At 47.5% G+C, this 16,078-nt stretch carries 17 protein-coding genes, 1 other RNA gene and 1 pseudogene; 15 read left to right on the forward strand and 4 right to left on the reverse strand.

Annotation, left to right across the window (positions count from 1 at the left end):
* The first annotated feature begins 1 nt into the window (after position 1).
* From fabG to AC0J5I_RS11795, 12 genes and pseudogenes are all read left to right on the forward strand, one after another.
* Positions 2-733 (forward strand): 3-oxoacyl-[acyl-carrier-protein] reductase, encoded by a 732-nt coding sequence (gene fabG / locus AC0J5I_RS11740; RefSeq protein ID WP_106449422.1) that lies wholly within the window; start codon positions 2-4, stop codon positions 731-733.
* 15 nt (positions 734-748) lie between these two features.
* A complete protein-coding gene (gene fabF / locus AC0J5I_RS11745; RefSeq protein ID WP_475299963.1) occupies positions 749-1,984 on the forward strand; it encodes a beta-ketoacyl-ACP synthase II in 1,236 nt (411 codons plus the stop codon).
* A 3-nt stretch (positions 1,985-1,987) separates the two neighbouring features.
* Positions 1,988-2,449 (forward strand): acetyl-CoA carboxylase biotin carboxyl carrier protein, encoded by a 462-nt coding sequence (gene accB, locus AC0J5I_RS11750; RefSeq protein WP_107995158.1) that lies wholly within the window; start codon positions 1,988-1,990, stop codon positions 2,447-2,449.
* 18 nt (positions 2,450-2,467) lie between these two features.
* Positions 2,468-2,899, forward strand: a complete 432-nt coding sequence (gene fabZ / locus AC0J5I_RS11755) for a 3-hydroxyacyl-ACP dehydratase FabZ (protein WP_086984727.1) — start codon at positions 2,468-2,470, stop codon at positions 2,897-2,899.
* Between the two features lies 1 nt (position 2,900).
* On the forward strand, positions 2,901-4,277 hold the full coding sequence (locus AC0J5I_RS11760) for an acetyl-CoA carboxylase biotin carboxylase subunit (RefSeq protein ID WP_107995159.1): 1,377 nt from the start codon (positions 2,901-2,903) through the stop codon (positions 4,275-4,277).
* Positions 4,278-4,313: 36 nt separating this feature from the next.
* A complete protein-coding gene (gene accD / locus AC0J5I_RS11765) occupies positions 4,314-5,189 on the forward strand; it encodes an acetyl-CoA carboxylase, carboxyltransferase subunit beta (RefSeq protein WP_107995160.1) in 876 nt (291 codons plus the stop codon).
* The gene (gene accA / locus AC0J5I_RS11770) at positions 5,186-5,968 is read left to right on the forward strand and encodes an acetyl-CoA carboxylase carboxyl transferase subunit alpha (RefSeq protein WP_107995161.1); all 783 of its coding nucleotides are present in this window, start codon (positions 5,186-5,188) and stop codon (positions 5,966-5,968) included. Before accD ends, accA begins: the two co-directional genes overlap by 4 nt.
* A gap of 117 nt (positions 5,969-6,085) precedes the next feature.
* Entirely contained in the window at positions 6,086-7,057 is a 972-nt protein-coding gene (locus AC0J5I_RS11775; RefSeq protein WP_475299973.1) for a tetratricopeptide repeat protein, read from the forward strand.
* 114 nt (positions 7,058-7,171) lie between these two features.
* Positions 7,172-7,396 (forward strand): cold-shock protein, encoded by a 225-nt coding sequence (locus AC0J5I_RS11780; RefSeq protein WP_475299975.1) that lies wholly within the window; start codon positions 7,172-7,174, stop codon positions 7,394-7,396.
* Between the two features lie 66 nt (positions 7,397-7,462).
* Positions 7,463-7,873: a ribonuclease HI family protein gene (locus tag AC0J5I_RS11785; RefSeq protein WP_475299977.1), complete on the forward strand. Its 411-nt coding sequence runs from the start codon at positions 7,463-7,465 to the stop codon at positions 7,871-7,873.
* Between the two features lie 161 nt (positions 7,874-8,034).
* Positions 8,035-8,877 (forward strand): aldo/keto reductase, encoded by an 843-nt coding sequence (locus AC0J5I_RS11790; protein WP_475299979.1) that lies wholly within the window; start codon positions 8,035-8,037, stop codon positions 8,875-8,877.
* 96 nt (positions 8,878-8,973) lie between these two features.
* Positions 8,974-9,792: pseudogene (locus AC0J5I_RS11795) on the forward strand (aldo/keto reductase); the annotation flags it as partial.
* A gap of 135 nt (positions 9,793-9,927) precedes the next feature.
* Here AC0J5I_RS11795 and AC0J5I_RS11800 read toward each other — a convergent pair.
* Positions 9,928-10,764 carry an SDR family oxidoreductase gene (locus tag AC0J5I_RS11800; RefSeq protein WP_475299981.1) on the reverse strand — a complete coding sequence of 279 codons (837 nt, stop codon included), beginning with the start codon at positions 10,762-10,764 and terminating at the stop codon, positions 9,928-9,930.
* 248 nt (positions 10,765-11,012) lie between these two features.
* Between AC0J5I_RS11800 and AC0J5I_RS11805 the strand changes: the two genes are divergently transcribed.
* From AC0J5I_RS11805 to AC0J5I_RS11815, 3 genes are all read left to right on the forward strand, one after another.
* Positions 11,013-11,621, forward strand: a complete 609-nt coding sequence (locus AC0J5I_RS11805; protein WP_475305700.1) for an NAD(P)H-binding protein — start codon at positions 11,013-11,015, stop codon at positions 11,619-11,621.
* Between the two features lie 42 nt (positions 11,622-11,663).
* On the forward strand, positions 11,664-12,662 hold the full coding sequence (locus AC0J5I_RS11810; protein WP_475299986.1) for an aldo/keto reductase: 999 nt from the start codon (positions 11,664-11,666) through the stop codon (positions 12,660-12,662).
* A 153-nt stretch (positions 12,663-12,815) separates the two neighbouring features.
* A complete protein-coding gene (locus AC0J5I_RS11815) occupies positions 12,816-13,850 on the forward strand; it encodes a zinc-binding dehydrogenase (RefSeq protein WP_475299988.1) in 1,035 nt (344 codons plus the stop codon).
* Positions 13,851-13,956: 106 nt separating this feature from the next.
* Here the strand turns inward: AC0J5I_RS11815 and AC0J5I_RS11820 are convergent, their stop codons facing one another.
* The 3 genes from AC0J5I_RS11820 to gpsB form a co-directional block, all read right to left on the reverse strand.
* Positions 13,957-15,129 (reverse strand): THUMP domain-containing class I SAM-dependent RNA methyltransferase, encoded by a 1,173-nt coding sequence (locus AC0J5I_RS11820; protein ID WP_475299990.1) that lies wholly within the window; start codon positions 15,127-15,129, stop codon positions 13,957-13,959.
* Positions 15,130-15,252: 123 nt separating this feature from the next.
* Positions 15,253-15,618: RNase P RNA component class B (rnpB, locus tag AC0J5I_RS11825), an RNA gene on the reverse strand.
* Positions 15,619-15,636: 18 nt separating this feature from the next.
* Positions 15,637-15,978: a cell division regulator GpsB gene (gpsB, locus tag AC0J5I_RS11830; RefSeq protein ID WP_107995171.1), complete on the reverse strand. Its 342-nt coding sequence runs from the start codon at positions 15,976-15,978 to the stop codon at positions 15,637-15,639.
* Positions 15,979-16,078 lie beyond the last annotated feature (100 nt).

Below are 16,078 nucleotides of genomic sequence, written 5' to 3' on the forward strand. Positions count from 1 at the left end.
CTTGGATTTAAAAGGAAAGACGGTCATCGTCACTGGTAGTTCAAGAGGAATCGGGGAAGCCATCGCTGAAGCATATGCGAAACGTGGAGCCAATATCGTTCTGAACGCACGCAAACCGATTGCTGAAGAAAAAATTGCGCATCTGGAATCCTACGGCGTCACTGTCAAAACACTCTTAGGTGACGTCAGCGATTTTCAGACTGCCAAAGAAATCGTCAGCCAAGCCAAAGAACTGTTCGGTTCCGTTGATGTTTTGGTTAACAATGCAGGGATCACCCGCGACAAATTGATCATGCGCATGGATGAAGAGGATTTCGATGCCACTTATCAAGTGAATCTGAAGGGAACCTTCAATATGATCCGCCACGCTTTGCCGCTTATGCTGAAGCAAAGAGCCGGCAGCATCATCAATATCTCAAGCGTCGTCGGCGAAACCGGAAATACAGGGCAGGCCAACTATGCTGCCAGCAAAGCCGGAATCATCGGATTGACGAAATCTGTCGCCCGTGAAGCTGCAACAAGAGGCATTACTTGCAATGCCATTGCTCCAGGATTCATCGAAACGGAAATGACGGATGTTCTTTCAGAGAAGATTCAGGAACAAATGTTGACGCAAATCCCATTGAAACGATTTGGAAAAGCCGAAGAAGTGGCAAACACTGCTGTCTTCTTAAGTGAGAATACTTACATCACCGGCCAGACCATCAGTGTCAATGGCGGAATGTACATGTAAGACAGGAGGATAAATATGAATCGCGTTGTAATTACAGGTATGGGTGCTATCACACCTTTAGGAAATACAGTCACTGAATATTGGGACGGCATCAAAAATGGTAAAAACGGCATTGCTGCCATAACTAATTTTGATGCATCCGAAACGGGCATTTCTGTCGCAGGCGAAGTGAAAGACTTCGATGCGACCTTATATATGGACCGCAAAGAGTACAAGCGTATGGATCTGTTTTCGCAATACGCGGTAGCAGCCTCCGCTCAAGCCGTTGAGCAAAGCGGTATCGATATGGAGAAAATCGATGCGGATCGTTTTGGCGTTACCATCGGCTCTGGTGTCGGCGGATTCATCACAATGGAATCCGGCATCATCAAAATGCACGAAAAAGGACCGAAACGCGTACCGCCTATGTTCGTACCGATGGCGATCGGAAACATGGCGGCAGGGAATACTGCCATCAAATTCGGAGCAAAAGGACCGAGCATGGACATTGTCACTGCTTGTGCTTCCGCGACAAACTCAATCGGAGAAGCTTTCCGCAGCATCAAACATGGTTACGCAGACCTGATGCTTGCAGGTGGAGCAGAAGCAACGGTCTGTGAAATCGGCATCGCTGGTTTTGCGGCACTGACTGCTTTGTCCACAAGCACTGATCCAGATCGCGCTTCCATTCCTTTCGATAAAGAAAGAAATGGTTTTGTAATGGGTGAAGGAGCCGGCATCTTGATGCTGGAAAATCTTGATCACGCATTGGAACGCGGCGCAAATATCTTGGGTGAAGTTGTCGGATATGGTGTTACTTGTGATGCTTACCATATGACTGCTCCATCAGCTGATGGCAGCGGAGCTGGCAAAGCGATGCTTCAAGCTATGAAAGAAGCGGGCATCACTCCGGCACAAGTTGATTACATCAACGCTCACGGAACAAGCACGGCAGCAAACGATTCAGGCGAAACGGCTGCCATCAAATACGCTTTCGGCGAAGAAGCATACAACGTCGCTATCTCAAGCACAAAGAGCATGACGGGGCATCTATTGGGCGCTGCCGGAGGTATCGAAGCGGTAGTCTGCGTTAAAGCCATTCAGGACGACTTCCTGCCGCCAACGATCGGGTTCCAAGTGGCTGACGAAGGCTGCGATTTGGACTACATCCCGAACGTCGGTCGTGAAAAAGAAGTCACTTACACATTGAGCAACTCTTTGGGCTTCGGCGGCCATAATGCCGTACTATGTTTCAAAAAATGGGAGGCTTAATACGTGAATATTGAAGATGTAAAAAGCCTCATTTCCTTGATCGATGAATCAACCTTGACTGAATTGCATTATCAGACAGGCGACTTTCAACTTTTGTTGTCCAAGAATAAGTCGGTCCAATCGAAGCAACCGTCAAACGATAGCATTCCGGCAGCAGCTCCAACTCCAGCAGTGACTGCTCCGGTCCAAAACATCAAAGAAGCCGTTTCTGAAGCGACTGCGAAAAAAGAAGGACAGATCATTACTTCTCCGATTGTCGGTGTTGTTTACCTTTCACCGACTCCGGATGCGAAACCGTATGCCACTAAAGGCCAAATCATCGCTAAAGGCGATGTAGTCTGCTTGGTGGAAGCAATGAAACTTATGAATGAAATCAAAAGCGAATTCGATGGGGAAATCGTTGAAGTGTTGGTCGAAAATGAACAAATCGTTGAATACAACCAACCGCTGTTCCGCATCGTCTAAAAAAAGGAGACTATTAAAATGAGTTTATTAAGCGCACAAGAAGTTATGGCTATCATCCCGAACCGCTACCCAATTTTCTTCATCGACAAAGTTGAAGAGTTGACACCAGGCGAGCACATCGTCTGCTACAAAAACGTTACAATCAACGAGCCTTTCTTCCAAGGGCATTTCCCAGGCGAACCAGTAATGCCAGGCGTATTGATCGTTGAAGCATTGGCTCAAGCAGGATCTATCCCATTGCTGACATTACCGGATTTCGAAGGACAAACAGCTTACCTAGGCGGATTGAATAAAGTCAAATTCCGTCAAAAAGTTGTTCCTGGCGATGTTTTGCGTCTGCAAGTGGATATCATCAAATTGAAAAAATTTGCGGGAATCGGTTATGGACAAGCTTTTGTCGGAGACAAAAAAGTTTGTGAAGTTGAAATGACCTTCATCATTGGTAGATAACATGTTTACGAAGGTATTGATCGCAAACAGAGGAGAAATTGCTGTAAGGATCATTCGTGCTTGTCATGAGTTAGGAATCCAGACGGTAGCGGTCTATTCTGAAGCTGACCGCGAAGCGTTGCATACACAGTTGGCCACTCAGGCCATTTGTATCGGTCCTGCCAAAGCGAGCGATTCCTATTTGAATATGACAAGCATTTTGAGTGCGGCAGTCGTTACAGGAGCCCAAGCCATCCATCCAGGTTTCGGGTTCCTCTCGGAAAACAGTGCATTCGCCACAATGTGTGAAGAAATGAATATCCGATTCATCGGACCTTCTTCCACCATCATCGACCTGATGGGCAACAAAGCAAACGCCCGCAAAACGATGATCGCAGCAGGCGTACCTGTCACTCCGGGAAGCGAAGGCTACATCTCTTCATATGAAGATGCCGTGGCGCAAGCAGAGAAGATCGGTTATCCGGTCATCCTGAAAGCTGCCGCTGGTGGTGGCGGTAAAGGGATGCGGAAAGTCTATCAAGAAAATGGTCTGGAAGCAGCCTTCAACCAAGCGAAAGCTGAAGCAAAGGCTGCTTTCGGGGACGACCGCATGTATCTTGAAAAGATCATCACACCGGCTCGTCATATTGAAGTGCAGATTTTAGGGGATTCATTCGGCAATGTCGTCCATCTGGGTGAGCGTGATTGCTCTCTCCAACGCAATCATCAGAAAGTGTTGGAAGAAAGTCCGTCCACGTTCATCACCGAAGCGACCCGCAAAGCCATGGGGGACGTCGCCATCCGAGCGGCTAAACATGTTGGCTATACGAATGCAGGCACTATCGAATTCCTTGTCGACACGGAACAGCGTTTCTATTTCATGGAAATGAACACTCGTATCCAAGTGGAGCACCCGGTAACCGAAATGGCGACTGGCATCGATATCGTCAAGGAACAATTGCGCATCGCGAGCGGTGAGCCTTTGTCCTTTACGCAGGATGATGTTGCCATCACCGGTCACACGATCGAGTGCCGTATCAACGCTGAAAATCCGGCTTTGGGTTTCCGCCCTTCCTCCGGTAAAATCGACTACCTGTTCTTGCCAAGCGGCGGGAATGGACTGCGTGTGGAAAGCGCCATGTACGGCGGATATATGATTCCGCCATTCTATGACTCGATGATCGCCAAAATCATCACAAAAGGCGACGACAGAAGCGAAGCAATCGCTAAAATGAGGCGTGCGCTTCAGGAACTGGTCATCGAAGGAGTCGACACGAACCAATTCTTCCAGGAAGATATTCTGCAGGATCCTAATTTCATTTCCGGAGATTACGATACGGAATATCTTCAGAACGTGTTCCTGAAAACGTGGGCACCTGAAGAAGAGGAAAGTGTATAAATCAATTAGTCAAGAAGTCACACTAGAGGTGAGGAAATGAAATTATTTCGTAAGCGTCCTTACATTCCGATAGCTCAAGTTCCCGCTTCAAAAACAGACGATCAGAAACCGATCGTTCCTGAAGGCTTATGGGAAAAATGCCCGAATTGTCAAAAGACGATCTACAGCAAGGATTTGGGGAAAGATAAAGTATGCCCGCATTGTGCCTATAATTTCAGGATTTCGGCATATGAACGCATTTCCAATATCGTTGATGAAGGTTCTTTTGATGAATGGAACGCGCTCATGCCCGAAGAAAATCCATTGGCTTTTCCGGGGTATGAGAACAAACTGAAGATTGCCAAAGAAAAAACGGGACTTGACGAGGCGGTTGTAACCGGCGCGGCATTCATCAATAAGCATAAAGTTGCTTTGTGTGTGATGGATTCGAACTTTATCATGGCAAGCATGGGGAAAGTTGTCGGTGAGAAGCTGACGCTCGCGTTTGAACGCGCAACGTCAGAAAAGCTCCCGATCATTGTCTTCACTGCTTCGGGCGGCGCCAGAATGCAAGAGGGAATCATGTCCTTGATGCAGATGGCGAAAGTCAGCGTTGCGGTCTCCAATCACAGTAAAGCAGGGCTGTTGTATATCACAGTCTTGACCGATCCGACGACTGGGGGCGTAACGGCCAGCTTTGCGATGCAAGGGGATATTATCCTGGCTGAAACAGGCGCGACTGTCGGTTTCGCCGGCAAACGCGTCATTGAACAGACAATCAAAGCGAAATTGCCTGAAGGTTTCCAGACAGCTGAAAAGGTGCTGGAAAACGGCTTTATCGATAAAATTGTTGCCAGAAAAGATTTGAAAAGAGCATTGCAGCATCTATTGCTGCTGCATGCTCCTGCAGAAAAGGCGGGTGAAGTGCAGTGAAGGATGTCAAAGAAATTATCACCTCTGCAAGAAGCATCTCCCGTCTGACGGCGACAGAAATGATCCATGCCATCTGTGAAGGTTTTGTTGAATTCCACGGCGACAGAAAATTTGGTGACGACCCTGCTATCGTCGGTGGGATTGCATTGCTGGATGACATGCCGGTTACCGTCATCGGAACCCAAAAGGGCCACGATGTGACTGAGAATGTCTACCGGAATTTTGGATCTCCGCATCCAGAAGGCTACCGGAAGGCGATTCGCTTGATGAAGCAGGCGGAGAAATTCAATCGTCCAATCGTCACTTTCATCAATACCTCAGGCGCTTTTTGCGATGTCGATTCTGAGGATCGAGGCATCGGTGAAGCAATCGCTGAATCGCTTTTAGTGATGAGTCAACTGACGGTTCCTTTCATCGCCATCTTCATCGGCGAGGGAGGCAGCGGCGGTGCATTGGCGCTGGCGATGGGCAACGAGGTTTGGATGTTGGAGAATACCATGTATTCTGTCCTATCCCCCGAAGGCTTCGCCTCGATTTTATGGAAGGATTCCTCGCGATCCGATGAAGCAGCCAAAGTAATGAAGTTGACGCCGGATGATCTTTTTTCATTGGACGTCATCGATAAAATCATTATGGAAACTCGCAGGAAAGTGGCCCGGAAATCGGATGATGTGATGCTGGAACTGAAGCGGGAATTAAGTGCTAAGCTGAAAGAGCTGAAGCAACTGACGCCAGCAGAATTGGTTGAGCAACGCCAAAAACGATTCCGTAATTATTGATTTAAGAACAGCTATGGACCGCCCGCACAGCAGCAGTTGTGCGGGCGGTTTTTTTCGCGTCCGCTTTTATGATATAATGACCTAACAGGAAAATCAGCTTAGATTGGGGTGATGGAAATGGGAGAAAAAATTGTTTTTCCACTAAATTACGAGGGATACTTAAAAAAAGGACTATTGGCATTTGAAGAGGGGAATCTGCAGCTTGCGGAAGAATGGATCGGCAAGGCTGTTGCCATCAAAAAGGCAGACGATATCCTCCCGCTCTATCTCATGTTGCTGCAGGAGACCGATCAAGCAGAGGAGAGTCTGGAAATGATAACCGAAATGCGTCCGGATATTGCTTCCGCCATTTCGGTGGACGACATCGATTTCCTTTTCTTGAAAGGCTTGCTGCATTCCGGATCATTCGACATGGCCCGCGAACAAATCGAAGCACGCAAAAATACTTTCGGTCTGTCGATGGAACATCAATTCGCTTTGGAGCAATTGGAGGCTGAAGTCGAAAAAGTTGAACTTAAGACTTTGGAGAAGAAGCTGAAAAAAAGTTCAGAAATCCTCCAGGCCGAAAAAACCATAGATACGCAACCGTTCCACAAGCAACAACTCTACGCGCAACAATTGAAAGAATTGGAGAATGACCAATTCGGCAAGATAGCGCAACGTTTGCTCATGAACAGCAATCTCCACCGGATGCTAAAGACAGAGATCATCCATCAATTTCTTGCACGCGGGCTCCATCCGACGGTGACTGCCAGATTGGACGGAACCGTAGATAAATTGGATCTAGCTGGAGTGGTCCCATTGATCGACTCGAAAACGTACAAAGAAGGAATGGCATACATCCAAGAAGAAATCGCCAATAAAAACCCGACTATGGCGGATGCCATGGAGAATGCCTTCTTCATGCAATTATCCCTCCTTTATCCGTTCGAAGAAAGGACGATCCCAGCCGTGAAGGAATGGTTGGAGGTGCTCTACCGCATTTACAACGGGACCGAATCGACGGGCGAACCAAGCGAAAAGAGCATTCGCGATGAAATCGATAAATTGGAAAATAAGCTGGCCGATTTTTTTGGGTTTTTCGAATAACTGCCAACGAGGCTATCAGAATAATTGACTCTATAGGGTTTCCTCTCTATAATGAGGGTAACCCGTCTTTGTGAAAGCAGTTCCAAAGAAGTGAGTGTTGAAGGAGGATGTACAATGGAATTTGGCAAAGTAAAGTGGTTCAATAATGATAAAGGGTATGGTTTTATTGAACTCGATGAACAGGATGACGACATTTTCGTACATTTTACCGGTATAGCTGGAGAAGGCTTCAAAAGACTTGAAGAAGGGCAACGCGTTCAGTTCGATATCGCTGAAGGCGTCAGGGGACCACAGGCTACTAATGTGATGGTCTTGGCAGAATATAAAAAAGAACAGTAAATCGCAAAGGTGAAGGGCATCCGTTCCGGATTTTCTTTCACCTTTGTTTTTTAGGATGTGGATCAGGTGATAAAATTATTTGTGGATGGGGCAGCTACCGGAAAAGAAGGATATGCTGCTATCGGGATTTTGGTCGTTGAGGACGGGGTACAAGAGCAGATAGGCTTGCCTTTAGAGGCCAGAATGGATAACCATCGGGCAGAATTCGAAGCGCTCCTGTACGGATTGCGTCATCTGAAGGCACGCAACAAACAGGATCAGCTCGTTTTTTGTTACACCGACAGTAAACTTGTTGCCGATTCGATCAGAAAAAGATATACAAAAAAAGCGGAACACAAACTGTATCTGGAAGAGGCATTGCAGGATTTGGCCATATTCACCAATTTTTACTTGGAATGGATTCCGGAAAAGGAAAACAAAGGAGCCGATAATCTCGCCAAAAAAGCGCTCTATCAGCTTACAAAAAAGAACAAATGATTCTGGATGAGCTGTCATCCAGAATCCAAAATGCCATTTTCATCATTCGATAAAGGCTCTCTCCATTCTTATATGAAATGTAGAGGGCTTTTTTGCTTGCCTCCATTCGCTGTTTCGTGCAAGCAAGTCATTGATTATCCTTGACTTGGAGGGAAATATTGATGGAATATGTAACTTTAAATAATGGCGTCAAGATGCCGATTTTGGGATATGGAGTGTATCAGATACCCGATGCCGCAGAATGCGAACGCTGCGTGCTGGATGCGATTGAGGTAGGCTACCGATCGATTGATACCGCCCAAGCATATGGAAACGAAGAAGCAGTCGGTAATGCAATTAAAAAAAGCGGTGTTGCGCGGGAAGAACTATTCATAACGACAAAAGTCTGGATAACGAATGCCGGGTATGAAAAAGCCAAAGCTTCGATTGCCGAATCGCTGCAGAAACTTCAATTGGACTATCTGGACCTGGTTCTGATCCATCAGCCCTTCGGTGATTATTACGGAACTTATCGCGCCATGGAAGAACTTTATGAGCAAGGCAAAATCCGTGCCATCGGCGTGAGCAACTTCTATCCCGACCGGTACATCGATTTGGTTCGTTTCACAAATGTTGTACCGGCCGTCAACCAAGTGGAGACACATGTATTCAATCAGCAGCTGGATGCGCATGAGATCATGCAGAAATACGGCACGCAAATCGAATCTTGGGGCCCGTTCGCTGAAGGCAGAAATGAACTGTTCACGAATGAAACGTTACGCATGATTGGAGATAAATACAACAAAACCACTGCTCAAGTTGCGCTTCGCTATTTGTTGCAGCGGGGAGTCGTGGTGATTCCGAAAACGACGCACAAAGTCCGGATGATCCAAAATTTGGATGTCTTCGACTTCAGTGTGACTGAAGAGGATATGGAAACGATTAAAGGACTGGACAAGAAAGAGAGTGCCTTTTTCTCGCATTACGATCCGAAGTTGGTCGAAATGCTGGTGAACCGTGGTTAATGTCCGAAAGATGAGCTAAGGAAACAGGCACCGACTGCGATCGATCGGCAGTGGTCCTATCCTAAAGAAATGGAGAGATGATGATGGATTATGTGAAATTCGGCAAACATCTACTCATACGGAGCCAGTGAAAACATACTCGGAAAAGCCTTGAACGATTATTACGCCAACCGGGATGAGATCGTGGTGGCGACAAAAGTACATCTGAAGATGCGCCAGGCACCGAATGGAGGGGGCCTATCCCGCAAAGCAATCCTGACTGAAATCGATCACAGTCTGGAAAGGCTAGGCATGGACTATGTGGATCTCTACATAATCCACCGGTGGGACTACAACACACCAATCGAGGAAACGATGGAAGCATTGCATGATGTCGTGAAATCCGGCAAAGCCCGCTATATCGGCGCATCCGCCATGTTCGCGTGGCAATTCGCCAAAGCGCAATCTGTTGCCGAAAAAAACGGTCTGACAAAGTTTGTTTCGATGCAGAATCACCTTAATCTCTTGTACCGGGAGGAAGAGCGGGAAATGCTGCCGTTGTGCACGGATCAAAAGATTGCCGTAACGCCATACAGCCCGCTGGCTTCAGGGAGGCTCACCCGTGATTGGTCGGCCACTACGAAACGCTTCGAAATGGATCAGGTGGCGAAGCATAAGTATGATACGACCGAAGCCCAGGACCGCGTCATCGTGGAACGGGTTGCAGCGATTGCCGAAAAATATGGCGTCGAGAGGGTTCAGATTGCTTTGGCTTGGCTGCTGCAGAAGGATCAAGTCGTTGCACCGATCATCGGGGCGACAAAGAAAAGCCATCGGACCAGCGCCATTTCCGCTCTTGACTTCAAGCTTTCCGCGGAGGACATCCTTTCTCTGGAAGAACCATACATCCCTCATCATATAATGGGGCACAACTAAAAAGCTCTTGTACACAAATCATTAAACAACAAATAAGCCCGAATGGATACCTAGCTGCAGGATTCCATTCGGGCTTTCTTTTTCGTATCCTGATGAGTGTGCTGAGTAGTGTTGCCTTAGTTCAGGATATAGGGATTATTCATTGTAGTCCGTTGAGGCGGCCAATTCTGTTTGCGTCCGGAAATTGGCTAAGCGGTTCTCAAGCGTAGAAATGGTGCTGGCCAGCGCTTGCGAGCCGAGGACCATGCGAAGCGGCGCGGGTGTGATATCCACGCTTTCAATGATCCGTTTTGCCATCTCCGCAGGATTTCCGGGAGCAAGTACCTTTGTTGAATCAAGCATCGCAAGAAAGCTGTGCGCCGGGTTGCCATCATATTCAGGCATCAGGTCAGCCATTTGTGCGCTTCCGTAGCGGAATTCTGTCCGTGCGCCGCCTGGCTCTACAATGGTCACGCCGATATTAAAGGGTTCCACTTCCTGAGCAACGGATTCGCAGAAGCCTTCGATCCCGAATTTCGTGGCATGGTACATGGAATTGCCCGGGAAAGCGACTTGTCCGCCATAGGAAGATATTTGGATGATGCGGCCGTGACCTTGTTTTCGTAAGAACGGAAGCGCGGAACGGATCATTTGGATAGAGCCAGTCAAATTGGTCGCGATGATGAGATCCACTTGCTCGTCGCTCAACTCTTCTGCAGCACCGAACAGGCCATAGCCAGCATTATTGATGATGACATCGATTTCTCCGTGTTTTTCAAAAGATTCCTTGACAACTTGATGTACAGTGGGCGTATCGGTCACATCAAGGATCTGGCAATCGAACAGCGTCGGGTACTCCGCAATCAAATCAGAAATTTTGGCTTTATTGCGCACCGTTCCAATCACCGTATCGCCTTTATCCAGCAACTGTTTGGTCAGTTCGTAGCCAAAACCACTGCTCACACCTGTAATCATCCATGTTTTGCTCATCATTTTTGCCTCCATTTCATTTCTATTCAGACTATAGCTCTTGGAGCGGACTCCAAGTCAAGCGATTTGTTTATGAAAAAATAATGCAGTACGTTTGATGGATTAATTTAATTATACATTTACATTACTTGATTAACCATTCAAAGGCTGGATTCAACGTCCGGAAAATAAAGATGTCCGTTCATGCTTGACTTGGAGTGAACTCCAAGTGATACCATGTTCGTATCAAAGAGAAATTTGAGGTGGAAATGTTGACAAAAATAGTTATTATCGGCGCAACCGGCTCAGTCGGTCGCGCTGCAAGACAACGGTTCCTTGAAAAAACAAATGATGAACTGACGCTTTTTTCGCGACTACCGGAAAGACTCAAGCCAATTGATTCAATGAGAGAAGTTGCCGTTTCAGGCGATGTAATGAGCGCAGCCAACCTGGACAAGGTCATCGCTGGACAGGACGTAGTGTTTGCATCTTTGACAGGGAACTTAGGGGAAATGGCCAAAGCGATTGTCGAATCGATGAAACGCGTTAGAGTCAACCGTTTGATTTTTATCACTTTGATGGGTATCTATAACGAAATTCCGGCTTCCGTAGGCTCTTCCGGCAATCTTCGCTCCAATCCGGTTTTGCAGACATACCGTGATGCGGCGGACGTCATTGAAGCATCCAATCTGGATTATACGATCATACGTCCAGGCTGGTTCGACAGCAACAACGATACCGATTATGAAATTACCGTCAAGGGCGAGCCATTCGGCGGACATGACGTATCCAGGAAAAGCATCGCGGATCTTGTCGTTCGTCTTGCTGCCGATCCTACCCTTTATGTCCGTGAAAGTGTAGGCATCAATCGTCCGGAATGATCAATTAGATCCATTATGCCACCAATGAGAGGATGACAAATAATGAACTATACATCAGTTGGCAGAACAGGCATCAAAGTTTCTGAATTGTGTTTCGGTGCCATGTCTTTTGGCGGCGATGCAGATGAAGAAATGGCAAAAGCCTTGTATAACCGCTGTCTTGAGGCTGGAATCAACTTTTTTGATACAGCAGATATGTATTCGCACGGTCGATCCGAAGAAATTCTTGGGAAATTGATGAAGGGTCAGCGGGAGGAGCTTGTGATCACGAGCAAAGTCTTCTTCCCGACTTCAAAAACTCCGAATGTCAATGATCGCGGTCTTTCCCGTAAACATATCCTGAAAAGCATCGATGCCAGTCTAAAACGCTTGGATACAGACTACATCGATTTCTATATCCTGCATTACTTCGACCCGACTACCGATATCGAATTGACTTTGCGTACTTTGGATGACCTGCAAAAACAGGGGAAGATCCTTTATTCCGGCGTCAGCAATTGGGCCGCGTGGCAGATCATGGATGCACTTGGCATTTCGGAAAGGGAGTTGCTCAGTCGCTTCGAAATCATGGAGCCTTTGTACAACTTGGCGAAACGGCAATCCGAAGTGGAACTGCTCCCTTTGGCTGAAGCCAAGAACATCGGGGTCATTCCTTACAGCCCGCTTGGAGCAGGATTGCTGACAGGGAAATACGGATCGGCTAAACAACCGGATTCCGGCCGTCTCGTCGATAGCGAACTGAACCGTTTGCGTTATCAAAATGACCTGGAACTTGCGGATCGCTTTGCGGCCTTCGCCAATAAACTGGGCGTCAGTCCGGCAACATTGGCGGTGGCGTGGGCAAAAAGCCACCCGGCAGTTACCGCCCCGATCATCGGGGCCCGGAATCTGGCCCAATTGGAGGATTCCTTGGCGGCAACCGATTTTGAGATGACGCCCGATTTGCGTGCAGAAATCAGTTCGCTTGCCCTGGCCCCGGAACCGGCAACAGGGCGTTCAGAAGAAAAAACGCTTGGGCAGTTCGGCGTGTGGCAAAAATAAAGGCAGTAGTCAATTCGATATAGTGCAGATAATCTTGGTTCAAATTGGTTCAATTTTAAGTGATTCCAGAAAATGCTTGCCTTAATGTGCACTTTAAGTGTTACCCTTATTTAAGCAAGAGCAAGTGACTCTCAAGAAAAGGTGGAGAAATAGATGAAAGCAAACATAATGTACGCGGCAGGAGATGTGCGCGTCGAAGAAATTCCAGTACCGGAAATACAGAAGCCAACGGATGTGATCCTGAAAGTAGTGGCTGCCTGCATCTGCGGCAGTGACTTGCATCCATACCACAAAATGCATGCGCACGCGCACGGTGAAGGCGAAGCGATGGGGCATGAAGTACTAGGCAGAATCGATGTAATGGGCTCTGAAGTTTCTGGATTCAAAAAAGGCGATTTGGTCGTTGTTCCTTTCGCATACGGCGACAACACGTGTCCGTTTTGTAAAGAAGGCTTGATGACTTCCTGCGTAAACGGCGGCTTCATGACCGGTTGCCAAGCGGAATACGTTCGGGTTCCTCAAGCGCAAGGCAGCATGTTCAAATTACCCGACGACATTGACGAAAATTCGCCGCTGTTGCCTTCATTGTTGACATTGTCCGATGTATACGGAACTGGTTATCATGCGGCCGTTATGGGCGGCGTCAACGAGGATACGACCGTGACGGTCATCGGTGACGGTGCTGTGGGACTGCTGGCTGTCCTTTCGGCGAAGAAACTCGGTGCCAAGAAGATCATCCTGATGGGCCGCCACAAAGAGCGTACCGATCTTGGAATCGACTTCGGCGCAACGGATGTCATCGCTGAACGAGGCGAAGAGGGGATCGCGAAGGTCAAGGAGTTGACTAACGGGGAAGGCACACATGTCGTACTCGAATGTGTCGGTCTGATGCCTGCTTACGAGATGAGTCTTGGGGCTGTCCGTGCCGGCGGTGTCATCAGCCGTGTCGGGGTTCCGCAGTATGTCGAAGCGCCAGTAGGCTTTGCGAGTCTTTTCGGCCGCAACATTACGCTTACCGGAGGACCGGCACCAACACGTGCCTACATGGAAGAGCTTTTGCCCGATATCCTTGACGGAACACTGGAGCCTGGCCGTGTCTTTGATGTGACAGTCAACCTGGATGGTGTCCCGGATGGCTATAAAGCCATGGACAATCGCGTAGCGTTGAAAGTGCTGATCAGACCTTAATCAATAGCTTTACCACAGAAAGTACGTATCCTATACAAAAAATAAAGCAGTCCGGACGCCCCCGCATCAACGAGGGTATCCGGACTGCTTTATTTTATTTGAAAAATTATTTTTCTTTGGTTTCGCTGACGTCAAGCTCTTTTTTGATTCTTGGCGGGCGCGTTCCCCAATATTGGAAGAAATCGGTACGCAATCTGCCGTTGTAGAGTTTACGTTTTTTCGTGGCTCTTTCGCCGTAGAATTCTTCGAAAAGCAATTCACTTGTCAGGATGTATTTGCTCCATGTCTTCATCGGACGGAAAACTTGGCCCATCTCTTTGTAGAGTATCTCAATCTCATCCTGATCGGAAAGACGTTCACCGTATGGCGGGTTGCAGACGATCGTGCCGTATTCCTTGGTTGTCGTGAAGTCGGCCAAAGCCAATTGTTTGAAAGTGACATAATCCGCAACGCCTGCTTTTTCAGCATTGCTCTTCGCGATGGCGATGACATGCGGATCGATGTCCGAGCCGCCGATATCCAATTTCACATCGAAGTTCGCAGCAGCTTTTGCTTCATTGCGGATGCGGTCCCATAAACCTTCTTCGAAAATGTTCCATTCTTCTGAAGGGAATGAGCGCTTCAATCCAGGGGCGATGTTCAGGCCGATCAAAGCTGCTTCGATCGGAATCGTGCCGGACCCGCAAGTCGGGTCATAGAAGGGGCGGTCAGGGAACCAATTGGTCAACATGACCAAAGCGGCTGCCATATTTTCCTTCAATGGTGCGCCACCTTTTTCGGAACGGTAACCGCGTTTGAAAAGGCTGGAACCGCTCGTGTCGATCGTCAAGATCACTTCATCTTTATTGATGGCTACTTCGATAGGATAGAGGGCGCCGGATTCAGGCAAACGGGTACGGCGGTGGTAGTATTCGCTCAGACGGTTTACAATGGCCTTTTTGACGATAGCTTGGCAATCGGGCACGCTGTACAAAGTCGATTTTTGCGATTTGCCGGAAACAGGGAATTCCGCATCCATCGGAAGGATTTGTTCCCATGGTAAAGCTTTCGTCTGCTCGAAAAGGTCATCGAAAGTTTTTGCTTCGAATTTGCCGAACACGATTTTGATGCGGTCAGCGGTCCGCAGCCACAGGTTGGTGGTGATGATGTCCGCTTCCGTACCGGAGAAGTAGGCTTTGCCGTTCTCTACCTGGACATTGTAGCCCATTTTCTTCAGCTCGCTGCCGGTGATGGCTTCGATGCCGCTTGCGGCCGTAGCCATTAATTGATATGTTTTCATTTAGTGCTCCTTATTGTTTTGCCTTAGAAATTGCCGGATAATGCAACGAAAAATGGGACAAAAATTAGCTTGTCCCATCCTCGATCGTATTCTTTTTGAAGAAAAAAAGCCTGATTTGTAAATTTCTGTAAGCCATGTTCTGTCGCGCCATCGGAGCCAGGCCTCTGATGGCGGAGGTAATTATCTATCTGCATTTCTGCCTCTTTCCCTCGTTCATTTCCTTGGAAAGAGTGCCCCTACCAAAGTTTGGGTTGCTCGCTCGAGGGGTTTACCGCGTTCCACCAGAAAGGTTTCCCCGTCTGCTTCGTCACTGTGGCACTTTCAAGAATACTCAGGCATAGGCAGAGCCCTTAGCCTTTTTTTCTGCCGTCAATCTATCGATTGCCTTAGCTTATTGTTTCGCTAAGCACGAACACTACAAGCATCTCAGCTTGTGCGAGCATGGACTTTCCTCAGCCTCCATAAAGGAGACCGCAATTACCCGAAATTTACAAATGTCTTTTGATGCTAGTTTGCTTCTTCGTTGGTTTCATCCAGTTTTGAACCGAATACATGTTTCTCCAAGTTGGAAAGGCGTTTCAGAATATCAAAATTCGTTACTCCGCTGCCGACTGATGATACGTTCGATTGGTTCGGCTTAGCTAAAACTGCTTGCTTCGTCAACTCATCCACACGGCTCATCAAACGTTCATTCTCGCTTTGAAGATAAGAAAGGTCTTTTTGATAAGATTCATAATCTCTTATGATCATATCAAGATATTCATCGACTTCTGCAACATTATAGCCTCTCATAGCGCTTTTGAATTCTTTTTGCAGAATATCTTTAGTTGTTAGATTTTTATCTGCCATATTTGCACACCTCGTTAGTTGTCCTTGTTACCTAAACAGTATAGCATAAAACAGTAATATTAATAAGCAAATATTCTAATCAACATCATATCAGGCTTTT

It is taken from the genome of Trichococcus sp. TS_SC_9 (assembly GCF_056156325.1).

Coding starts and splice junctions, on each gene's coding strand:
- fabF (WP_475299963.1), top strand. CDS start 749: ATGAATCGCGTTGTAATTACAGGTATGGGTGCTATCACACCTTTAGGA.
- fabZ (WP_086984727.1), top strand. CDS start 2,468: ATGAGTTTATTAAGCGCACAAGAAGTTATGGCTATCATCCCGAACCGC.
- AC0J5I_RS11760 (WP_107995159.1), top strand. CDS start 2,901: ATGTTTACGAAGGTATTGATCGCAAACAGAGGAGAAATTGCTGTAAGG.
- accD (WP_107995160.1), top strand. CDS start 4,314: ATGAAATTATTTCGTAAGCGTCCTTACATTCCGATAGCTCAAGTTCCC.
- AC0J5I_RS11775 (WP_475299973.1), top strand. CDS start 6,086: ATGGGAGAAAAAATTGTTTTTCCACTAAATTACGAGGGATACTTAAAA.
- AC0J5I_RS11780 (WP_475299975.1), top strand. CDS start 7,172: ATGGAATTTGGCAAAGTAAAGTGGTTCAATAATGATAAAGGGTATGGT.
- AC0J5I_RS11790 (WP_475299979.1), top strand. CDS start 8,035: ATGGAATATGTAACTTTAAATAATGGCGTCAAGATGCCGATTTTGGGA.
- AC0J5I_RS11800 (WP_475299981.1), bottom strand. CDS start 10,764: ATGATGAGCAAAACATGGATGATTACAGGTGTGAGCAGTGGTTTTGGC.
- AC0J5I_RS11810 (WP_475299986.1), top strand. CDS start 11,664: ATGAACTATACATCAGTTGGCAGAACAGGCATCAAAGTTTCTGAATTG.
- AC0J5I_RS11815 (WP_475299988.1), top strand. CDS start 12,816: ATGAAAGCAAACATAATGTACGCGGCAGGAGATGTGCGCGTCGAAGAA.
- AC0J5I_RS11820 (WP_475299990.1), bottom strand. CDS start 15,129: ATGAAAACATATCAATTAATGGCTACGGCCGCAAGCGGCATCGAAGCC.
- gpsB (WP_107995171.1), bottom strand. CDS start 15,978: ATGGCAGATAAAAATCTAACAACTAAAGATATTCTGCAAAAAGAATTC.